Source organism: Pseudomonas sp., assembly GCF_028293835.1.
In the GTDB taxonomy this organism is placed as follows: domain Bacteria; phylum Pseudomonadota; class Gammaproteobacteria; order Pseudomonadales; family Pseudomonadaceae; genus Aquipseudomonas.
Map to the genome: position 1 here is coordinate 1 of NZ_JAQGNX010000026.1, position 14,414 is coordinate 14,414.

The following is a 14,414-nucleotide window of genomic DNA, read 5'->3' on the forward strand; positions in this document are numbered from 1 at the left end:
AACGCTTCACGCGACTTGATCCGCTCTTCGTAACGCACGTGGCCGAGGGCATCTTCCCCGGCGACCTGGAATACCCGCTTGGCAAGATCGACGGCTAACGTCGTACACGCCGATAGATGGGCAGAAGACAAAGACTGATTAATCGTCGTATTCTTTTTCATGGACTCGCCCTCGCTGTCGTTGGCTTCTTAGACTGCCACCGTGGCGCATTGACGCCTCGGCTTGGGCGAGTCCATCCAATTACCGAATAAGGTCAGTCACGGTATGAGAACGAGCGTCCCTGACGATGTGCCGCTTTCCAGGTCTGCATGAGCTTTGGACACATCGGACAAGGCATAGCGGCCTCGGATCAACGGTTTGATGATGCCTGCTTCGACTGCGGCAAATACATCCTCAGCGCGATGCTGGTATTCAGCGATATCAGTAGTGTGCGCAACGATGGAGGGCCGGGTTAGAAACAACGAGCCTTTCGCGTTTAATTTGCTGACTTCCAAAGGCGCAGGTGCACCGGACGAGGCGCCGAACGACACCATCAAACCCCGAGGCTTTAGCGAGTCCAGCGATGTTTCGAATGACACCCGTCCAATCGGGTCATAAACCACGTCGGCTTTCTTGCCATCGGTGATTCGCGCGACGTCGGCGGCTAGTGTATGGGGGTCGAACACCAGCACCGCATCGCAGCCCAATGCTTCGGCCTTGGCAACGCTCTGCTCACGGGACACGACACCAATGACAAAGGCCCCCAGGTGTTTGGCCCAAGGTGCCATGATTTCGCCAAGCCCCCCGGCCACGCCGTAAAGCACCATGACAGTCCCCGGCCCCACGGGATAGGTCGACTTGAGCAAATACTGTGCAGTGATGCCTTTGAACAGAACTGCAGCGGCTTGCTCACAGCTCATCGAGTCTGGAATTTTTACCAGTTTATTGGCCGGATACAGGCGTCCACTCGCATAGCTTCCCAGCGGCCCGGTCGCGTAGGCCACTCGATCGCCCACTTTGACGTTGTCTACGCCCTCACCCACTGCCGCGACACGGCCAGCACCTTCAAGACCCAAGCCGTTTGGCAGAGGCACCGGCACCGCGCCATTACGCTGGGTGACATCCAGAAAGTTGACGCCGATCGCCTCCTGCTCCAACCACACCTCACCCGCACCGGGGCTCGATTGACCGACCTCTTCAACCTGCAAGACTTCCGGTCCGCCTGTTTGAGTAAACCTGACGACAGAAACCATCAAATGCTCCTTCTATGTGCAGTGCGCCCAGCGATCTGCGAGCGGTCCACTGGGTATGTGTACTCAACTTCCTACTCACAATACGCCCTGGGTGCAGTTCAATGTTGCACCGCGAGGGCAAGGCAATCGCTGACCTGATTATCGAAGACGCCGACTGAAACAGTCGCTCACTGGCAATGATGTTAAACCAACGCCTTGTTCGGTTCTGACATCGTGATCCGGTTCTTGACGCTGGGACGCTCTTGCATCCTTACGTACCACGCTTGAAGCGCCTCGCACTCCGCCGGTATTGGCAGTTCAACCAGCCCCGCGAAGATCAAACCGCCTATTACGGTGATATCGGCCATGGAGAAATATTCACCGGTCACAAACGGTTGTGTTTTCAGGACGCCATCGAAGTAATGCATTCCCCTTAGGGCTTTGTCGCGTTGGCGCAAACCCCATTCGGCGTTCTGATAAAGCTCGACCTCAGGCCCAAGTCCCGGCGTGGCGTGATGGAAATAAACACTGATGGCGTCGAGCAGCTCCAATTCGGCGCGCTTGCTCATCATGTGGATCAAACCCTTTTCAAGCGGTGTCCTACCGGTGAGTGTCGGCGCGCCATCCAGCGCATCAAGGTATTCGGTAATGGCCGTGCACTCGGCGATCAAGGTGCCGTCGTCGAGCTCCAACACCGGCAACGTGCCTGAGTAATTCAGGGCAAGGAACTCAGGCTTCTTGTGCTCGCCTTTCCAAAGATTGACCGAGACAAACCGGGCGCGCGATTGCAGGTTTTTCTCGGCCAACGCGATACGAATGCGGGCCGGATAAGGACCGGTATGCCAATCGTAAATATTCATCATTGCCAGTTTGCTTACGTCAAAATCCAAGGTATCGGCGCTCATGTGAACCTCTGCTGATTTGCCTGTCTGCCAGTTGGCAGGTAAAAATATAGAGGTTAACATTTTCTCGGTCAACGCCTATTTGTCGCTTAAGATGCGCAGCGATTCAAAGCCATGAGGGTGCGTAGTGAGTTCAAACTATCGGGAAGCCATTCTGGCGGCCGCCAAAATAGCCGCCCAAAAGCATGGCTATAGCGGCTTGAATTTTCGTGATCTCGGGGAAGACGTGGGGATCAAGAGCGCGAGCATTTACTACCACTTCCGGAGTAAGGCCGACCTTGGTGCCGCGGTGGCCCGGCGCTATTGGGAAGACACCTCTGCCGACTTGGAAGCGATGCTTGCCGAGGCCTCAGACCCACTCAGTTGCCTGAGTCACTATCCGGATATATTTCGCAAGTCCCTCGAAAACGATAACCGGCTGTGCCTCTGCAGCTTCATGGCTGCCGAATATGACGACCTGCCGGAGCCGGTGAGGACCGAGGTTCAAACCTATGCCGATGTCAATGTGGCCTGGCTGAGCAAGGTTCTCGCGGCTGCGGCGGTGGTCAGTTGCGAAGAGAGCGAAGCACGGGCTCGCGCCATTTATGCCGCCGTCGCGGGTGCCCAACTCATGGCCAGAAGCCGCTCGGATATCGCACTCTTTGACGGGTTAATCGAGAACTATCGAGTGGCTGGCCTGCTGCCCAAAAAACCACTATAGGAGCGAACGTGTTCGCGATGGATCGCGAAGCGATCCCAAGTGCCATACCCGATTTTGACTGGAGGAATCTACTCAGTGAATCACCACTGCTGCGTAGCCGATCGCGAACAAGTTCGCTCCTACAGATTTGTTTGCTGCGCGACAGCGAGGCTCTGGACGAAGGGCGACCTCCTACAAGCTCTTGTTTGAAGATTAACTGGCGGGGAACCGAAACCCACCGGTTACAATCAAAACCACTTAGGCCATTAGGCCGTCATGCCCTCGGAGATTCCATGAAGCGCTGTGTACTGATTGGATTGTTCCTGACTGCTACCACGTTGACGCTCTCAGCGTTCGCGGGAAACGAAAGTAATCTGTGCGTCATCAATCTGCAGAAGGTAAGGGACGCTCAGTCAAGCAACCAAGGTATGAACGACCAAACCAAGGCGGATGTGGATTCCACCCTTCATCGTGCAGAGTCGGCTTACGCCAGGAACAGCGACGATGGTGCGCGGGAATGCATCTCGCTCACCACCCAAGCCATGCAAAAAATGCAGAGCAATTGATGGCCCTATTCGGTTTTTTGAGGGAGGCCCAGCCAGCCATAAAGCGCCGTAAAATTAATTTGTAAAAAGAAATTTCGCTCCCGCTTCGCTGTCTTTATTTCACCTCCATGAATTTAAAGGACAACGGCTATGAAGTTCTCGAAGTTTTCCCAGGCGCTGTCGAAATGGGCAGGCAGCGCCCGGACATTTTTGGCTGCGGTGGTGTTAATTGTCATTTGGGCAACGACTGGTCCGTTTTTCCACTACGACGATACCTGGCAGCTAATTATCAATACCTCGACCACCATTATTACGTTTCTGATGGTCTTTCTGATTCAAAATACCCAAAACCGTGACAACGATGTATTGCATATCAAAATTGACGAATTGCTACGTGCGACCACCAACGCACAAAATGCTTTGCTCAGCTTGGACAAAATGGACCACAAGGAGCTTCGTGAATTGCGTGAGAAATATGAAGCACTTGGAGACAGCGAAACACTGGACCGTAATATTGACTGCAAAATAGAGAAAAAGCTGGCCGAATAAAACGACCTGCATCCCTGTATTAAAGGGCGCTCTACGAGCGCCCTTTTTAATCCTGCTAAGCAACCTTCTTATCGGCCATTAATGATTTTTTTAATTGAGCCTTGAGCGCCTCCATTTGCGCGCCGATCTCTTCAAGCTTTTCCTTGCCTAAAAGCTCTTCGCATTGAGGAAACATTTCCTCTTCTTCCTCTTCAATATGGTGTTCCAGCAACTCTTTGACCACCTTGACCCTGCCGGCGAACTCCGGGGTGCCTGGATCAGTGACTTTCAGATCGGGCAGGACTAGCGAGTCGACGGTGCGATGCTCTTCCTTGGCTTCGTAATACATAATTGCCTGTTCTTTGCCGCCCACGCTCTTGAACGCCGGGTAGAGAATTTGCTCTTCGAGTTCTGTATGGATGGTCAGCTCCATTTCTAGCTTGGCCAACAATTCAGTGCGTTTTTTCAGCGCACGGTCCGACGACTCACTCAACTGGGTAAGAATGTCTTTGACCCGTACATGGTCTTGAACAAGCATGTCGATTGCATTCATCACGGTTCTCCAAATGGTCTGGCAACTTATGTGGTCGCCTAGCTTGGTCTGATTAAGTAGTCAGGTAGTATTACCCGCATAAGATGTAGAGCATCTTTCGTGCCCAGTCACCGTAAACAAAAAAACCGATATAAAACATATGGTTAACAAACCGCTTGACCTTAACATCCGTGCATTTTGCATGAAGGCGGTTGTCCATTGCATTGCATATTGCAGCCACGTTAGTTAACTAACCAGTTACCGATTCGCCATTCATCAGCGGCAATGAACTTCGTTCGGCCGGACGATATCCAACTAAGCATTGCTCTGACAGAAACCAGCCACAGGATTGAAACCCCTGCCAAGGAGAATCAATATGCCAACCGACAACAAAGAAAAGTACACCGAAAAACAGAAGAAAAAGGCCGCCGATATAGAGGACAGTTATGAACAAAAAGGAGTGTCAAAAAGCGAAGCTGAAGCGCGAGCGTGGGCGACCGTGAACAAGCAGTCGGGCGGCGGCGAGCGTGAGGGCGGATCAGGCAAAAAGAAATCGCCCGGCGCTAAGGCTGAATCGCGTAAAGACTCAGCAAAACGCGCGGTAGCCACAAAGCATGGCGCCTCTCCCAATCAATCATCCGCGTCTCAGACTAAAGGCGAGCTAATGCAACAAGCTCGCGACATGAACATCCCTGGACGCTCAAGCATGAGCAAAGAAGAACTGGTCAACGCCGTGCGCAAGGCATCGAAATAATTCGGGTGCTGCCGTCCGCTAAACTCTTCATAGCAGGACGTTTGCTTATGAGCCGGTCGAACAAGCGCATTGAAAAAACCGACGTCGTGTTGTTGTCCACCCACAAAAAGCTCGCTGCCCATGAGCTTGCTATACATCAGGCCTTGGGCGAAAACATCGCAGGGCTGTTGGGTGCAAGTTTCTGCGGAATGTATGACAGCGCTGTGCATAAGGGGGCCGGCGTATATTTCATTCCGTCGGACACATTGATCGGTCGAGAAAACAATAGTGCGTTGGGTATTGAGTCCAACGATGACTTTTTTGGCGGCATGATCGACTTGCCATTCATGGCGACCAAAGCGATTTCCCACCCCCTACTGACCAATCCAACCGCACAACCGGAGCGCTGGCCGGAGTTGTTTTTCAGGCGGACGGAGGATGCGGTACTGGAAGGTTTCACTGTCTTCAACAGCGTCGATGCGCTACGTGCCGGCGGCCTGTTACTGCTGCATGGCGCGGTCAGGATAAAACCAGTACTTGCAACGGCGGGCCGAGGTCAAATCGTGGTGACCAGCGAAGCGCAGCTCGCGGCTGCCATCGATGAACAGGACATGAAAGAAGTCGCTTTGTGGGGATTGACGCTGGAGGAAAATTTGCAGGATGTCGTTACCTATAGCGTAGGACAGGTACAAGTTGCCGGCATTACCGCCAGTTATTACGGCACCCAAAGCCTGACAAAGGACAATCGAGGCGAGACTGTCTACGGCGGCTCGGCACTGCAGCTAGTGAGAGGTGGTTATCCGGAGCTGCTTAAGCTGGGACTTGAAGAACCTGTCCGGCGCGCCGTTGCCCAGGCCATGTGCTATGAAAAAGCGGCGATCATGTGCTTCCCCGAATTCATTGCGTCGCGGCGCAATTACGATATCGCCCAAGGTCGGAATGCCCGTGGCCAGATGTGTTCTGGCGTGCTTGAGCAATCCTGGCGTATTGGCGGCGCCAGCGCAGCGGAAGTTGAGGCATTGATGGCCTTCGCCGCCGATACGACACTGCGGCGCATCCGCTGTTCAACCCACGAAATTTATGGCGAAGCCTCGCTACCGATTGACGCCAAAGTGCTGTACTCGGGCGATGATCCAGAGGTGGGTTTCATTACTAAATATACCAGGGCCGACCTTCATGACCGTAAGCAGTGAAAGCATTGAAATTCCTGCGGGGTTGGAATCCATCTCCGGCACGCTGTTGACCCCCAGCGCCAAGTTGCCAGGTATTCTTTTCGTGCACGGGTGGGGCGGTAGTCAGCAACGGGATTTGGCTCGGGCGGAAAACATCACTGGCTTGGGCTGCGTGTGCCTGACATTCGATTTGCGCGGGCATGAACGCACCCATGAATTGCGCGCCATTACGTCGCGCGAGCATAACCTGGAAGACTTGCTGGCCGCGTACGACATATTGGTCAACCATCCCGCTGTGGACAGTACGGCCATTGCCGTAATCGGCAGCAGTTATGGCGGGTATCTGGCGACGATCTTGAGCGGCATGCGCCCAGTGAAATGGATGGCCCTGAGGGTGCCCGCTTTGTATTGGGACGCCGATTGGGACATGCCCAAGCAACAACTGGATCGCGACAAGCTTGCACACTACCGACGCTCGGCCGTTACCGCAGCGGACAACCGCGCGTTGGCAGCGTGCAAGGAGTTTAAAGGTGATGTGTTACTGGTGGAGTCCGAGCAGGACGACTATGTACCCCACGCCACCCTAATGAGCTACCGCACCGCATTCGATGCCGCCCACTCGCTGACCTACCGTATCGTCGACGGCGCTGATCACGCGCTGACCAGCGATGCCAGCCAGCGCGCCTACAGTTTGATGCTGAATAACTGGATCAGCGAAATGGTCATCGGCGCCCGACTCGAAGATTACCCGCACCACTCCGCGACCTATTCTTGAGGCCTCACGATGCCTGAACCCGGTGGTATAGCAGCTCTGTAGGAGCCAACGTATTGGCGAGGCAGCGTAACTCACCCGGTCAAAAAGCTCGCCAACACGTTGGTTCCTACAGATATCTAGGCCTGCGCACTCATACCCGGAGTCAGTATCACCTTGCGGCAATCTTCCTGTTTTTTGTCGAAGATTTTATAACCCTCTACTGCGTCCTCCAGGGACATCCTGTGGGTGATGATTGCCTCAGGTGTCAGCGCACCGCTTTCGATATGTTCCAGCAGTTCAGGTAAGAAACGCTGCACATGGGTCTGACCCATTTTAAACGTCAGGCCCTTATCAAACGCATCGCCGAACAAGAACCCGTGGATAAAACCTGCATACACGCCGGGCACGCTGACCGTACCGCCGCGTCGCACAGCCGCGATGCATTGGCGCAAGGCTTTGCCGCTGCTGCCCTCAAGCTTGAGGGTGGCCAGCACGGTTTCGGTGGTGCTGCCCTTGGCCTCGAACCCCACGGCATCAACCACGCCATCAACCCCACGCATGCCCGGGGTCAGACGAATAATCGTGTCGGCAGGATCGTCATCCTCATCGAAATTGATCGGAATCACGCCATAGGTTTTCTGTGCGTATTCCAGACGATACGCGTGGTGATCGACCATGAAGATTTTTTCCGCTCCGAGCATTCTGGCACACGCTGCGCTCAGCAAGCCCACCGGCCCCGCGCCATAAATAGCAATGCTGGAACCCTTGCCGATTCCGGTGTTCACCACGGCTTGCCAGGCGGTGGGCAGGATGTCGGACAGGAACAATACTTTCTCGTCGGCCAAGGTTCCCGGCACTTTGAAAGGTCCGACGTTGGCTTTAGGCACGCGCACGTAATCAGCCTGGCCGCCGGGCACCCCGCCATACAGATGACTGAACCCGAACAGTGCTGCGCCCGGTGGAATCGATTTTTTATTCAGAATTGCACCGCGGCCGGTATTGGTGGTTTCGCAGGCGGCGAACAGATCTTGCTGACAGAAAAAACAGCTGCCACAGGCAATCACGAAAGGAATGACAACGCGGTCGCCCTTACTGACTGCGGTGACCTCTGGACCCACCTCTTCGACCACGCCCATGAATTCATGGCCGAAAATATCGCCATGTTCCACAGTGGGAATCTTGCCTCGATACAGGTGTAAATCGGAACCGCAGATAGCGGTCGCCGTGACCCTTAAAATGATGTCGTCCGCGTCTTTGATGACCGGATCAGGAACGGTATCAACCCGTACGTCATGGGCGCCGTGGTACGTAAGTGCTCGCATGGGATGCTCCCTGGTTGCGCAATAGGCAAGGCCAAAAAGGGAGGCTGCGACGGGCTAGCCTCCACAGAAATAGGGAAGCCAAGGCAGCAGATAAAGTTCACGGGCCGTGGACAAGCGGGGGAGCAACCCCCCAGGGTTAAACCGCGTTCTCAACCTCGCCGCGCTCCAGAAATGCTCGCAGGTTGCTGAACAGCATCGTTTCCATGCCCAAGCGAGTTTCCTCGGTGCCGCTGCCAATGTGTGGCAGCAGCACCACGTTTGGCAATTCAAGCAAGGCGCTTGGTACTTTAGGTTCTGCCTCGAATACGTCCAGCCCGGCACCACCGAGTTTGCCGCTGATGAGTGCCGCGACCAGCGCTTGCTCATCGATTACCGTGCCGCGTGCTACGTTAATCACGGTGCCGGTTTCGCCCAGCGCCTCAAGCACTTCGGTGCTGATCAGATGGTGCGTCGAAGGACCACCAACACAGGTCAAGACCAGAAAGTCTGACCAGCGCGCCAACTCGACCAGGTCAGCTTCGTATTGCAGCGGGCTGGTCGCATCGGGTTTACGGTTGTGATAACGCGCTTCCATATTGAAGCCGCTGGAGCGCTTGACCACTTCTTTGCCGATACGGCCCAAACCAACAATACCCAGTTTTTTGCCGGACACGCTGCGACCTAACGGAAAAGCCTTGGCGCCCCATGAGCCGTCACGAACAAAGCGGTCGCCAAGGGCAATTTTGCGCGCGCTGTCAATGATCAGGCCCATGGCCAGATCGGCAACGCAGTCATTGAGGACGTCGGGGGTGTTGCTGATTTGAATGCCGCGCGCATGGGCAGCTCCCACAGCGATAGCGTCATAGCCCACGCCAAAACTGCAAATCGCTTTAACCGACGGCATCGCCGCCAGTTGTGCTGTGGAACAACCAAAGCGCGCAGAAGTGATGACGATATCGAACTCAGCGCCATGCTCGTTGAGAAAGGCGACCGGGTCAGCTTTAGTCCACAATTGCTGGACATCATGGGCAGCCGCCAGACCTTGATTGAACCTGTCAGTCAGTGGGCCGACTTGCAGCAAACGTGGATTAGCCATCAAACGATTCCTCTTTGGATAAGGTGTAGGAACGATTTGCTCCTTCGCGCATACAGGCTCTGTGTATGCTGCGCCATAGCGCAGCGTCACAGACGTGGGCGGGATCTCTTACGGTTCAAGCGCCGGCACTCAAGTAATGGGGGCCGGGTTGAATAAAGTGATGTCGTTGTGCAGACGCAACGCTTCGGCACAGGTTTTTTTCTTGCCGCTGGCGACGTCCAGGTAGTAGTGGAACAGCTCCCAACCGAGGTCTTCGATGCTCGCGCGCCCGGTGGCGATGCGCCCTGCGTCGATATCGATCAGGTCTGGCCAGCGTTGCGACAGTTCGGTGCGGGTCGACACTTTGACCACCGGCGCCATGGCCAAGCCATACGGCGTGCCGCGTCCGGTAGTGAACACGTGCAGGTTCATCCCGGCCGCCAGTTGCAACGTACCGCAGACAAAATCACTGGCCGGGGTTGCACAAAAGATCAGGCCTTTGCGGGTAAAGCGTTCGCCAGGGCCAAGCACCCCGTTGATCGCGCTGCGGCCGGATTTGACGATAGACCCCAGGGACTTCTCGACAATGTTCGACAACCCGCCTTTCTTGTTGCCCGGCGTGGTGTTGGCGCTGCGATCAGCTTCGCCCTTGGCCAGGTAGCGGTCGTACCAGTCCATTTCGCGAACCAATTCTTGCGCCACTTCGATGTTTTCGGCACGGGAGGTCAGCAAGTAAATAGCATCACGTACTTCGGTCACTTCGGAAAACATCACCGTCGCGCCTGCGCGCAGCAGCAAGTCCGAGGCGTAGCCCAACGCAGGGTTAGCCGTGATACCCGAAAACGCATCGCTGCCGCCGCACTGCATACCCAAAATCAATTCAGACGCAGGCACGGTTTCCCGACGGCGTTGGTCGAGTTTTTTCAGGCGGGCTTCAGCCATGTCCATGATCTGCTCGATCATTTCCACAAACCCATGGCTGGAATCCTGAAGCCGGTACAGCCATGGATCGTCGAGATCGACCGAGCTGTCGTTTTCATGCATGACCTGCCCAGGTTGCAATTTCTCGCAGCCCAGGCTGATCACTAACGCCTCGCCGCCCAGGTTCGGGTTGCGCGCCAGGTTGCGCACGGTACGAATCGGGATGTATGCGTCTTTAGCCGTGATCGCCACGCCGCAGCCGTAGCTGTGGGTCAGCGCCACCACGTCATCGACGTTGGGGTACTTCGGTAATAACTCGTCGCGGATACGCTTGACCGCATGGTCGAGCACCCCGGTCACGCATTGCACGGTGGTGGTGATACCCAGAATGTTACGGGTACCCACGGTGCCGTCCGCGTTGCGATAGCCCTCGAAGGTAAAGCCTTCCAACGGTTCTGCTTTTTCCGGCACATCGGTGGACAACGGCAGGCTGTCCAGGGGCGGAGCGGTGGGCATGCGCAGTTGATCTTCCCTGACCCAACTGCCGCGCGGGATCGCCTGCAACGCATAGCCGATGGTGTGCCCGTAACGAATAATGGGCTCCCCTTCGGCGATGTCTACCAGGTTAACCTTGTGGCTTTGCGGCACGTTATCCAGCGTCACCAGACCGTTGTCGAACCGGGTGCCCGCAGGCACGCCTTGATCGTTAACCACAACCACCACGTTATCGAGGTCATTGAGCTGAATGTAGCGTGGCGAATCGGCATGTTGAATCAGGTTCATCACGGTTTCCTCAGGATTTGGCTTGAGAAAGCTTTTCGGCGCCATTGCCGATTGCTGGGCCCTTGAGTGGCGGCTCTTTCAATTCGACGCGTTTGATTTCACCCACGATCACCACATAGCTGATCACCGCCACCAGCGCGTTGGCGCCAACGAACACCAGTGCCCATTTGAACGAGCCCGTGGCGCTGATGATGTAGCCGATGACAATCGGGGTGGTGATCGAAGCTATGTTGCCAAACATATTGAACAGGCCACCACTTAAACCGGCGATCTGTTTGGGCGAGGTATCAGAGACCACAGCCCAACCCAAGGCACCGACACCCTTACCGAAGAACGCCAGGGCCATGAACCCCACCACCATCCATTCGATGTCGACGTAGTTGCACGCGACAATCGAGGTCGACAATAGCAGCCCACCAATGATCGGCGCCTTGCGGGCGAAGGTCAGCGAATGGCCTTTGCGTAGCAGGTAGTCGGAGATAATCCCGCCCAACACGCCGCCGATAAAGCCGCAGATTGCAGGTAGCGAAGCGATGAAGCCCGCTTTGAGGATGGTCATGCCGCGTTCTTGAACCAGGTACACCGGGAACCAGGTCAGGAAGAAGTACGTGATGCCGTTGATGCAGTATTGGCCCAGGTACACGCCGATCATCATGCGGTTGGTCAGCAGTTGACGAACGTAGTCCCATTTCGGACCGCCGCTGGCGCCTTTGCCTTGATCCTGATCCATATCGACCATGCCGCCGTTATCAGCGATATGGTTGAACTCGGCTTCGTTGATCATTGGATGGTTGCGCGGGCTGTGAATAACTTTCAGCCAGATCGCCGAAAACACCAGGCCAACGCCGCCCATGACCACGAACACGTGCTGCCAACCGAAGCTGTAGACGATCCAGCCCATCAGCGGTGCGAACAATACCGTGGCGAAATATTGCGCGGAGTTGAAAATCGCCGACGCGGTGCCGCGCTCGGCAGTGGGGAACCAGGCCGCAACAATGCGTGCATTACCTGGAAAGGATGGCGCTTCGGCCAGGCCCACCAGAAACCGCAGCATGAACAGCGCGACGATGGCGGTCGAGACGCCAAATTCACCGACATAGCCTTGCAGCACGGTGAACAGCGACCAGGTGAAAATACTCAGCGCATAGACTTTTTTCGAACCGAATCGGTCAAGCAGCCAGCCGCCTGGAATCTGGCCAGCCACATAGGCCCAACCAAATGCAGAGAAGATGAAGCCGAGGGTTACGGCATCAATGCCGAGACTTTTTTGCAGGCTGGAGCCCGCGATAGCGATGGTTGCACGGTCGGCATAGTTGATCGTGGTCACCAGGAACAGCATGAGCAGAATCAAATAGCGGACGTGGGTCGGCTTGGCGTGTGGCATGTAACAGTACTCCCACTATTTATTTTTTTTGGCGGGTAAAGCTATTTTATGTACAACCCTGTAGGAGCTGCCGCAGGCCGCGAAGCGGTGTGTCAGGCAAATCGCTTCGCAGCCTGCGGCAGCTCCTACAAGTAATGCTTTTTACGAACCGATATAGCTGGTTTTCACTACGGTGTAGAACTCTTGTGCGTAGCGACCTTGCTCACGCGAACCGTAGGAAGAACCTTTGCGACCACCGAACGGCACGTGGTAATCGACACCTGCGGTTGGCAGGTTGACCATCACCATCCCGGCCTGGGAATTACGTTTGAAGTGGTTGGCGTACTTCAACGACGACGTCGCGATACCTGCCGACAGACCAAACTCAGTGTCGTTAGCCATGGCCAGTGCAGCTTCATAGTCAGCGACACGGACGATGTTCGCTACTGGACCAAAGATTTCTTCTTTGCTGATACGCATCTCGGCGGTGCTGTCGGCGAACAGCGTTGGCGCCAGGAAGTAACCTTCGGTGTCGCACGTCACCAAGTCACCGCCAGTAACCAGACGGGCGCCTTCTTGCTGACCGATGGCCACATAGCTCAGGTCTTGATCCAGCTGGGCTTTGGACACGACGGGGCCGATATCGATACCGGATTTCAGTGCGTGACCGACCTTGATCGAACGCATGCGCTCGGCCATAGCTTCGACGAATTTGTCGTGGATGCCGGCAGTTACGATGAAGCGGCTCGACGCGGTGCAACGTTGACCGGTGGAATAAAAGGCGCTCTGTACCGACAGCTCCACCGCTTGCTTGAGATCAGCGTCGTCGAGAATGACCTGTGGGTTTTTGCCACCCATTTCCAGCTGTACTTTGGCTTGGCGCGCAATGCAATCGACTGCGATCTGACGACCTACGCCCACCGAACCGGTAAAGCTGACGCCATCGACTTTGCGGCTTTTGACGATCACGTCGCCCACCACACGGCCACTGCCCATCACCAGGTTAAACACGCCAGCCGGGAAACCCGAACGGGAGATGATTTCAGCGATGGCCCATGCGCAGCCCGGTACCAGGTCAGCAGGCTTGATCACGACGCAGTTGCCGTAGGCCAGTGCCGGTGCGATTTTCCAGGCGGGAATCGCGATCGGGAAGTTCCACGGCGTGATCAGGCCGATCACACCCAGGGGCTCGCGAGTCACTTCAACGTTGACCCCCGGACGTACCGATGGCAGGTAGTCGCCAGATAGACGCAGGCATTCGCCAGCGAAAAACTTGAAGATGTTGCCCGCGCGAGTCACTTCGCCAATCGCTTCAGGCAAGGTTTTGCCTTCTTCACGGGCGAGCAAGTTACCGAGTTCTTCGCGACGAGCGAGGATTTCGCTGCCGACTTTGTCCAACGAATCGCTACGCGCTTGAATGCCGGAGGTCGACCAGGACGGGAACGCAGCACGGGCAGCATCGATGGCGGTGTTAACTTGCGCCACGTCAGCCTGAGCGTATTCACCGACGACATCAGACAAATCTGAAGGGTTGATGTTGGAGGAATACGTCGCACCGGCAACCCATTCGCCATTGATGTAGTTATCAAAACGTTTCGAATCAGTCACGAACATTCTCCAAAAGGCATGAAAATCTAAAGGCAAAAAACCGCTGATCGCTCAGCGGTCTTGATATTGCTGATTTTTTATTGAGCGCCCTGCTTGTCCATCAGCGCAGCGAGCATTTCGAACTCTTCTGCGGTGAGGTCAGTCAGCGGCGTGCGGACCGGGCCAGCGTCATAAACGGCTATCTTCGCGCCAGCTTTAACGATGCTGACGGCGTAACCCGACTTGCGGTTACGAATGTCCAGGTATGGCAGGAAGAAATCATCGATCAGTTTGCCGACGGTGGCGTGGTCGTCACGGGCAATGGCAT

Annotated in this window: 14 protein-coding genes and 2 pseudogenes; 6 read left to right on the plus strand and 10 right to left on the minus strand. The window is 55.5% G+C overall.

Annotated elements, in window-relative coordinates; translation table 11 throughout:
• The 3 genes and pseudogenes from JWR17_RS03580 to JWR17_RS03590 all read right to left on the minus strand — a co-directional run.
• A pseudogene (locus tag JWR17_RS03580) lies at positions 1–161 on the minus strand (IS110 family transposase); the annotation flags it as partial.
• A 96-nt stretch (positions 162–257) separates the two neighbouring features.
• Entirely contained in the window at positions 258–1,232 is a 975-nt protein-coding gene (locus JWR17_RS03585; RefSeq protein ID WP_299828382.1) for a quinone oxidoreductase, read from the minus strand.
• A 182-nt stretch (positions 1,233–1,414) separates the two neighbouring features.
• Complete coding sequence (locus JWR17_RS03590) at positions 1,415–2,116, minus strand: glutathione S-transferase (protein WP_299828385.1); 702 nt, start codon at positions 2,114–2,116, stop codon at positions 1,415–1,417.
• 124 nt (positions 2,117–2,240) lie between these two features.
• Between JWR17_RS03590 and JWR17_RS03595 the strand changes: the two genes are divergently transcribed.
• From JWR17_RS03595 to JWR17_RS03605, 3 genes are all read left to right on the plus strand, one after another.
• Positions 2,241–2,813, plus strand: coding sequence for a TetR/AcrR family transcriptional regulator (locus JWR17_RS03595; protein WP_299828387.1), 573 nt, complete (start codon positions 2,241–2,243; stop codon positions 2,811–2,813).
• A gap of 272 nt (positions 2,814–3,085) precedes the next feature.
• Entirely contained in the window at positions 3,086–3,358 is a 273-nt protein-coding gene (locus JWR17_RS03600; RefSeq protein WP_299828389.1) for a hypothetical protein, read from the plus strand.
• A 129-nt stretch (positions 3,359–3,487) separates the two neighbouring features.
• Positions 3,488–3,886 carry a low affinity iron permease family protein gene (locus JWR17_RS03605; RefSeq protein ID WP_299828391.1) on the plus strand — a complete coding sequence of 133 codons (399 nt, stop codon included), beginning with the start codon at positions 3,488–3,490 and terminating at the stop codon, positions 3,884–3,886.
• Between the two features lie 55 nt (positions 3,887–3,941).
• Here JWR17_RS03605 and JWR17_RS03610 read toward each other — a convergent pair whose 3' ends face one another.
• Positions 3,942–4,418: a hemerythrin domain-containing protein gene (locus JWR17_RS03610; protein ID WP_299828395.1), complete on the minus strand. Its 477-nt coding sequence runs from the start codon at positions 4,416–4,418 to the stop codon at positions 3,942–3,944.
• A gap of 355 nt (positions 4,419–4,773) precedes the next feature.
• On the opposite strand from JWR17_RS03610, the gene JWR17_RS03615 reads away from it, so the two are divergent.
• From JWR17_RS03615 to JWR17_RS03625, 3 genes are read left to right on the plus strand one after another with little or no spacing between them, the layout of a single operon-like run.
• Positions 4,774–5,151, plus strand: a complete 378-nt coding sequence (locus JWR17_RS03615) for a Rho termination factor N-terminal domain-containing protein (RefSeq protein WP_299828397.1) — start codon at positions 4,774–4,776, stop codon at positions 5,149–5,151.
• Positions 5,152–5,198: 47 nt separating this feature from the next.
• Positions 5,199–6,323 carry a DUF3182 family protein gene (locus tag JWR17_RS03620; protein WP_299828399.1) on the plus strand — a complete coding sequence of 375 codons (1,125 nt, stop codon included), beginning with the start codon at positions 5,199–5,201 and terminating at the stop codon, positions 6,321–6,323.
• Positions 6,307–7,077, plus strand: coding sequence for an alpha/beta fold hydrolase (locus JWR17_RS03625; RefSeq protein WP_299828401.1), 771 nt, complete (start codon positions 6,307–6,309; stop codon positions 7,075–7,077). The genes JWR17_RS03620 and JWR17_RS03625 overlap by 17 nt, the downstream gene beginning before the upstream one ends.
• A 116-nt stretch (positions 7,078–7,193) precedes the next feature.
• Here JWR17_RS03625 and JWR17_RS03630 read toward each other — a convergent pair whose 3' ends face one another.
• The 6 genes and pseudogenes from JWR17_RS03630 to JWR17_RS03655 all read right to left on the minus strand — a co-directional run.
• Positions 7,194–8,378: a zinc-dependent alcohol dehydrogenase gene (locus tag JWR17_RS03630; protein ID WP_299828403.1), complete on the minus strand. Its 1,185-nt coding sequence runs from the start codon at positions 8,376–8,378 to the stop codon at positions 7,194–7,196.
• Positions 8,379–8,514: 136 nt separating this feature from the next.
• Positions 8,515–9,453, minus strand: a complete 939-nt coding sequence (locus tag JWR17_RS03635) for a 2-hydroxyacid dehydrogenase (protein WP_299828405.1) — start codon at positions 9,451–9,453, stop codon at positions 8,515–8,517.
• Between the two features lie 129 nt (positions 9,454–9,582).
• Entirely contained in the window at positions 9,583–11,136 is a 1,554-nt protein-coding gene (garD, locus tag JWR17_RS03640; RefSeq protein WP_299828407.1) for a galactarate dehydratase, read from the minus strand.
• 10 nt (positions 11,137–11,146) lie between these two features.
• The gene (locus JWR17_RS03645) at positions 11,147–12,520 is read right to left on the minus strand and encodes an MFS transporter (protein WP_299828409.1); all 1,374 of its coding nucleotides are present in this window, start codon (positions 12,518–12,520) and stop codon (positions 11,147–11,149) included.
• A gap of 141 nt (positions 12,521–12,661) precedes the next feature.
• Entirely contained in the window at positions 12,662–14,107 is a 1,446-nt protein-coding gene (locus tag JWR17_RS03650; RefSeq protein WP_299828411.1) for an aldehyde dehydrogenase family protein, read from the minus strand.
• 77 nt (positions 14,108–14,184) lie between these two features.
• Positions 14,185–14,414 (minus strand): annotated as a pseudogene (locus JWR17_RS03655) (5-dehydro-4-deoxyglucarate dehydratase); the annotation flags it as partial.